Genomic DNA, 6,230 nt, shown 5'->3' on the forward strand with positions numbered 1-6,230 from the left:
AGGCAGCAAGAGAAACATCCGACGGGCCCGAACGGTCCGACAGGCGCGGGACGCGGCCCTGGAGCAAACTCCACCGCGCGCGCGTCCTCTACCGCAACGTGTCGAAGCGGAAGATGGTCTGGCTCCTGCTCAAGGACACCGTCAACTCGTGCATCGAGTACCGCATCCTCGGCCTCGCCGCCGAGGCCGCGTTCTTCACGCTGCTGTCCCTGCCGCCCCTGCTCCTCGGCCTCATCGCCGTCCTCGGGTACGCCGACGACTGGACCAACACCGACACGGTCTCCAGCATCCGCGAGAACATCCTCCACGCGGCCGGCACGGTCCTCTCCGACCGGGGCGTCCGCGAGATCGCCGAGCCGCTCCTCGACGACATCACGCAGGGCAAACGCCCCGAGCTGATCTCCCTCGGCTTCGCCATCGCCCTCTGGTCGGGCTCGCGCGCGGTGAACGTCTTCATCGACACCATCACCGTCATGTACGGGCTCGACGGGCACCGCGGCATCGTCAAGACCCGGCTCCTCGCCCTGCTCCTCTACATCGTCGCGCTGCTCATCGGCGCCGTCGTGCTCCCCCTCGCGGTCGTCGGCCCCGACCGGGTCGTCGCCCTCGTCCCCTGGGGCACGGAGGTCGTCGCCGTCCTCTACTGGCCGGTCGTCACGCTCCTCTCCATCGCCTTCCTCACCACCCTCTACCACGTGTCGGTCCCCGTCAGATCGCCGTGGATCGAGGACATCCCCGGCGCGCTCGTCGCGCTCGGCATGTGGGTCCTCGGCAGCTTCCTGCTGCGGATCTACCTCACCAGCCAGGTCGAGGGCCCGACGATCTACGGCTCCCTCGCCGCCCCCATCGCCGTCCTCCTCTGGATCGGCATCTCGGCCTTCGCCGTCCTCGTCGGCGCCGCCGTGAACGCGGCCATCGACCGCGTCTGGCCCTCCGTCGCCACCGCCGCGGCCCGCGAGGCCAACGAACGCGCCCGCGCCGTCCAGGCCGCCGAACTCGTCGCCCGCGTGCGCGCGGAGGCGGAGGACGTGGACGAGGACGACCCCGACATGCCGTCGGAGTTCCCCGAGCGCTGGTCGAAGTTCCTGCCCCCGGACGACGTGAAGTCCCGGATCCACTCGGGCTGGGAGAAGGAGTGACGCGCGGGGCGCGCCTCCGTCAGGGCTGAGGGGCCCCCGGGGGGCGGTGGACCTTCCGGCCGGCGGTCACCTCGGCCGAGTGCCCGAGATGACCGCCGGCCGGTCCGGTCAGAAGCGCCAGGGGGAGCAGGCGTCCGGGTAGAACGCGATGTTCTCGCAGGTCTTGGCATTGGTGATGTAGTTGGAGTCGCTGGAGCCGGAGTCCACGCACACCCCGTCGGCACCGGTGCCGTCCTCGACTCTGCGCGGGGAGTTGTAGGAGTCGGATTTGCGGACGTAGAGCGCGTAGGCCTCGTTGCCGTCGAGTTCGTTGTCGCAGGCAGATATGGCCGCGCGGCCGGTGTTGCCGCCGTACGTTATCGAGTAGTCGTTGCCGTGGTAGATGACGAAGTACGAGTAGGCCGAGGCCGTGGTGGCCCCCGACAGCGCGATGGTCGCACCGATCGCAGCCGAGGTGAGGCGCATCTTCGTGCGTTTCACGGAAATTCTCCCTCTTTCGCCGACCCGCGCGGCCGCGCGGGTCGAGATCAGTCGCCGCGCGGCACCCATCGGTGCGTGAAGCGGCTGGACAACTGCGCACCGGCCACTGTGCCGACGGCGCAGAGCGTGAGAGCGCCGAGGATCCCGGCGTGGAGCATGGTGAACGGCGGACGCTGGGCACCCCAGTAGATGAAAGCCAGATTGAACAGTGCCAGCATCGCGACCAGCGCCGTGCTCAGTACGACGGTGAGTACCAGCGGGGCGCCGACTCCCCACCAGGCGACGCGCAGATGGAAGCCGTGGCCGGAGGTGAAAGCGGCCAGCGGCCGAAGTTCCTCCGCGCGGTCCAGGAAGGTGCCGAGCAGCGCGATCGCCCCGGTGAGCAGCAGCAGCGCGAAGCCCGTCGACGCCGCGAGCATCACCCAGTCGGAGATCCGGGACATGGCCGCGGGGCCTGATCTCTGGTAGTCCCCCGGTGTGTCGACGGAGGGGAGCGCGAGAGTGGTGTAGGCGGCCTCCTTCACCCGGTCCAGATCCCCGTCATGGACGAACACGGCGAAGTGGGCTGCTCCCCGGAGCAGTTCCGGAGCGGAGGTCCCGGCTCCCGCGCGGACCTCGATGTCGCGGTTTCCGATCCACCGCAGGGCTTCGGTGCGTGGGGTCGGTGAGACGAAGGCGGTCTGGAGCGGTACGGGCGTCGGGCCGGGGCACGTGCTCAGTCGGCCCAGCAAGGCCAGGTCGGGGCAGGAAGCCGTGACGACGGAGCCGCCCAGCCCGGGGGACGCGGTGCTCCTCAGATCGTCGACGCGGAAGATCCGGTCCTTGGGGGAGAGGCGCGCGCTGAAACGCTCGGCGGATGCCGGATCGAGCGGGCGGGACCTCACGTCGGCCAGCCGTCCGTCCAGCGATCGGGCGAGCGCCGTCGCGGAGCGGCTCTCGTCGTCGAGTGCGCTCATGAAGATCTGCGCCTGGGACATCAGCCCGAGCACGATGACGAGCGCGGCGCCCGCACGGGCGATCACCGCCGGATGTGCCGACACCCACCGGGTGCCGATCAGCCGTGCGGCATCCCCCTTGCTCCGTTCGCCGGCCCAGGCCCCCGCGAGCGCGGCTCCGCGTCCCAGCAGGGAGGGGAAGCCGGCGAGTGTGAGCACGGTGCCCAGCTGAAAGATCTTGGTGCCGAAGTCGCTGCCGAGCGTCGCACCCCAGAAGGCGAGTACCAGCCCTCCACCGAAGGCGTAGGCGGGCCAGCCGGGCGCCTGGGCGCCGCGCGGACGGGGCCGGTTTCCCTGCACCCGGCGAATCCGCAGATGGAGCAGGGCGAAGAGCGTGCAGAGCACGCCCCAGCCGGCTGCGGCGCAGACCAGGAAGACCGGGACGGTCGGGGTGAGGTCGCTTGCCGCGATCCGATAGCCCGTCACCGGGAGGGTGATGCCGGTGAGGGAGACCACGGTCAGCGCCAGTGCCGCTGCCGCGGTTCCTGCGCCCAGCGGCCCGGCGGCCTCACCGACGGAGATCCAGGCGCGGGTCGACCGCCTGGCCCCCATGGCGTGGAGCACGGTCAGCCGCTGGTCGCGGCGGCGGGCACCGAGCCGGAAGGCGATGACCAGCAGGGCGCCGACGGGGAGGGCGAGCAGCGGACCGAAGAGCCAGTGGAGATCGGTCTCGTCCCGAGCGGTGCCCTGACTCGCGAAGAAGTCCGGACGGAGGGGGCCCGGGTAGCCGAAGCCGCTCACGCCACTGGTGGAATCGCCCTTGCCGTCGGGTGGAACGGGGACCGCGGGCCTGCGGTAGACGAAGAACTCGCCCGGATCGGCCAGGCCCTGGGGGGCGACCGTCCCGGCGAGGCGGCCGTAACGGTTCTCGGCGGCGGGCATGGCGTCCAGCAGCGCCGGCGACACGAAGGCCTCTCCTGGCTCCGGCCAGCGTGGCAGTCCGGGCGGCAGCGGGGCGTCCGGCACCAGCGGGTCGACCGCGATCACCGAGAACTGACGCTGGTTCCACTGGTCGGCCTGCTGGATCCAGCGGAGCGGCGAACTCTTCCCGGCCTCGGTGAACAGCGGTGTGCGCCCGGCCGTGCGGGTGTCCCGGGCCTCGAACACCGCGTGGTTGGCGATCAGGCCCCAGATCAGGAGGGTGGCGGCCGCGGCGGCCAGGGCGAGGGCCGCGGCGTGGAGCCGCGCACGGGGGTCGTGGGCCGTGCCGGCGGTGCGGCGGCCGATGGCGAGGAGTTGGGCGAGGTGTGTGCGGCGGGTGTTGCTCACGCGCCTGCCGCCGCGGGTCGCAGGCGGCCACCCGTGAGGTGGAGCTCGTGATCGGCCTGGCTCGCGACGTAGGGGTTGTGGGTGACGAGCAGCAGGGTGCAGCCGTAGCGGCGGGGGAGGCTGAAGAGCAGGTCGCAGACCTCTGCAGTGGTGGTTTCGTCCAGCGCCCCGGTGGGTTCGTCCGCGAGGATCACCGGAGGGCGGGTGGCGAGCGCGCGGGCGAGGGCGATGCGTTGACGTTCGCCGCCGGAGAGAGTGCCGGCCGGGGAGTCGGCGACATGGCCGACCTTGAGGTCGGCGAGGAGGGTTTCGGCGGTTCCGTACGCTTCTGCGCGGGTGCTTCCGCCGATGAGGAGGGGGAGAGCGGCATTCTCGATGGCGGTCAGTTCGGGGAGGAGCTCGCCGAACTGGTACACGAAGCCGATGGTTTTCAGCCGCCATGCGGCGGCTTTGGAAGGGCGCAGGGCGCCGGGGTCGGTGCCGCACACCCGTATGGATCCCGCCTCGGGCTTCAGCAGGCCGGCGAGGCACGAGAGCAGGGTGCTCTTGCCGCTGCCGCTCGGACCGGTCACGGCGACCGACTCCCCGGCGGCCGCTGCCAGCGACAGGTCCTCCCATACGGCCCGTCCGCCGAACGAACACGTCAGGCCTGCCACGTCCAGCGTGAGCCCCATCGGTGATGTGCCTCCCCCCGAGAACGCGCACGGGGCGCATGCCGACTGCGTACGCCTGATGCGGATGTTGCCGGAGTGAGGCTAGGTGAGGTGGATCACTCGTGCCGACATGGTCGGCAAAAGTGGCTGGATCCTTTCGGTAGCGGATCTGTGCTCCGGTTTTAATCGGTGGCGCCGCCACCGGGGTGTGGCTACGGTGCTGTTCGTCCGTCCCCGAGAGGGACGGGGTCGGTACGTCGAGACGACACAGGAGGTGAGGACAGTGATGACTGTCACGGTGACGGGCTCTGCCCGCGTTCAGGAGTTCATCGTTCCCACCTCTGTGGCCTCCGGCTGACACCCATACGCACCGCGCGCTCGGAGCGCGCCGCCGGGGCCGCCCTTCGAAGGGTCCCCCTTGTCTTTCTCGCTTTCCCCCGTCACCACCGCAACCACCACCACTTCTTCGTCCTCTCCCTCCCTCGACGCCCTCGGCTGGGACTCCGGCTGGGAGGCCGAGTTCGCTCCGTACGCCGCCCAGGGACTGCTCCCCGGCCGGGTCGTCCGGGTCGACCGGGGCCAGTGTGACGTCGCCACCGCCGACGGGACCGTCCGCGCCGACACGGCGTTCGTGACGCCGCACGACCCGCTGCGGGTCGTCTGCACGGGCGACTGGGCCGCCGTCGATCCCGAGGGCGCGTCCGACCCCCGCTACGTCCGGGCGTACCTGCCCCGGCGGACCGCCTTCGTGCGGTCGACCTCGTCCAAGCGGTCCGAGGGGCAGATCCTCGCCGCCAACGTCGACCACGCCGTCATCGCGGTCTCGCTCGCCGTCGAGCTCGACCTCGGCCGGATCGAGCGCTTCCTCGCCCTGGCGTGGGAGTCCGGCGCGCAGCCGACCGTCGTGCTCAGCAAGGCCGACCTCGTGCCCGACCCGGTGGGACTCTCCTACCTCGTCGAGGACGTCGAGACGGTCGCCCCCGGCGTCCCGGTGCTGCCCGTCAGCTCGACCACCGGCGAGGGTCTCGACGTGCTCATGGCGACGATCGCGGGCGGTACGACCGCGCTGCTCGGCGTCTCCGGCGCCGGCAAGTCGACCCTCGCCAACGTCCTCGTCGGCGAGGACGTCATGGCCGTCCAGGCGGCCCGTGACGTCGACGGCAAGGGCCGCCACACCACGACCACCCGCAACCTCTTCGTCCTCCCGGGCGGGGGCGTCCTCATCGACACCCCGGGGCTGCGCGGGGTCGGGCTCTGGGACGCCGAGGCCGGCGTCGGCCAGGTCTTCTCGGAGATCGAGGAGCTGGCGGGGGAGTGCCGCTTCCACGACTGCGCCCACGAGTCCGAGCCGGGCTGTGCCGTCACGGCGGCGATCGAGGACGGCACGCTGCCCGTGCGCCGCCTGGAGAGCTACCGCAAGCTGGTCCGCGAGAACCGGCGGATCGTCGCCAAGACCGACGCCCGCGTGCGCTCCGAGATGCTGAAGGAGTGGAAGCGGATGGGCGCGGGCGGCCGGGCGTCCCAGGAGTTCAAGAGGAGCGGGCGGCTCCAGTAGCCGCGGGTCCGCGGACCCGCGGAGCCTCGTCGTCCGCCGCCCCGTCGCCCCCGGCCCGGTCCCCACCGCGGGGACGGGGTGCCCAAAACCCCCCCCCGCCCGCCCCCCCAACCCCACACCAGGGGGGGGAGGGGCCCCG

Annotated in this window: 5 protein-coding genes; 2 read left to right on the forward strand and 3 right to left on the reverse strand. The window is 71.7% G+C overall.

All coding sequences use genetic code 11. The annotated features are described in order from the left end of the window. Positions 1-113 precede the first annotated feature (113 nt). Complete coding sequence (locus tag AB0G79_RS27795) at positions 114-1,139, forward strand: YihY/virulence factor BrkB family protein (protein ID WP_360811103.1); 1,026 nt, start codon at positions 114-116, stop codon at positions 1,137-1,139. Positions 1,140-1,247: 108 nt separating this feature from the next. Here AB0G79_RS27795 and AB0G79_RS27800 read toward each other — a convergent pair whose 3' ends face one another. Genes AB0G79_RS27800 through AB0G79_RS27810 form a run of 3 tightly spaced genes read right to left on the reverse strand, consistent with a single transcriptional unit; the run spans position 1,248 to position 4,557 of the window. Continuing rightward, complete coding sequence (locus tag AB0G79_RS27800; protein WP_360811084.1) at positions 1,248-1,619, reverse strand: hypothetical protein; 372 nt, start codon at positions 1,617-1,619, stop codon at positions 1,248-1,250. 47 nt (positions 1,620-1,666) lie between these two features. Beyond that, entirely contained in the window at positions 1,667-3,883 is a 2,217-nt protein-coding gene (locus AB0G79_RS27805; RefSeq protein ID WP_360811086.1) for a hypothetical protein, read from the reverse strand. Continuing rightward, complete coding sequence (locus tag AB0G79_RS27810; protein WP_360811088.1) at positions 3,880-4,557, reverse strand: ABC transporter ATP-binding protein; 678 nt, start codon at positions 4,555-4,557, stop codon at positions 3,880-3,882. The genes AB0G79_RS27805 and AB0G79_RS27810 overlap by 4 nt, the downstream gene beginning before the upstream one ends. A 397-nt stretch (positions 4,558-4,954) precedes the next feature. On the opposite strand from AB0G79_RS27810, the gene rsgA reads away from it, so the two are divergent. After that, positions 4,955-6,091 carry a ribosome small subunit-dependent GTPase A gene (gene rsgA, locus AB0G79_RS27815; protein WP_360811090.1) on the forward strand — a complete coding sequence of 379 codons (1,137 nt, stop codon included), beginning with the start codon at positions 4,955-4,957 and terminating at the stop codon, positions 6,089-6,091. Positions 6,092-6,230 lie beyond the last annotated feature (139 nt).

Source organism: Streptomyces sp. NPDC020807, assembly GCF_040641575.1.
Taxonomy (GTDB): Bacteria; Actinomycetota; Actinomycetes; order Streptomycetales; family Streptomycetaceae; genus Streptomyces.

What these genes read in the sequence shown, in the direction of transcription:
- AB0G79_RS27795 (WP_360811103.1), top strand. Translation starts at nt 114, where the DNA reads ATGGTCTGGCTCCTGCTCAAGGACACCGTCAACTCGTGCATCGAGTAC.
- AB0G79_RS27810 (WP_360811088.1), bottom strand. Translation starts at nt 4,557, where the DNA reads ATGGGGCTCACGCTGGACGTGGCAGGCCTGACGTGTTCGTTCGGCGGA.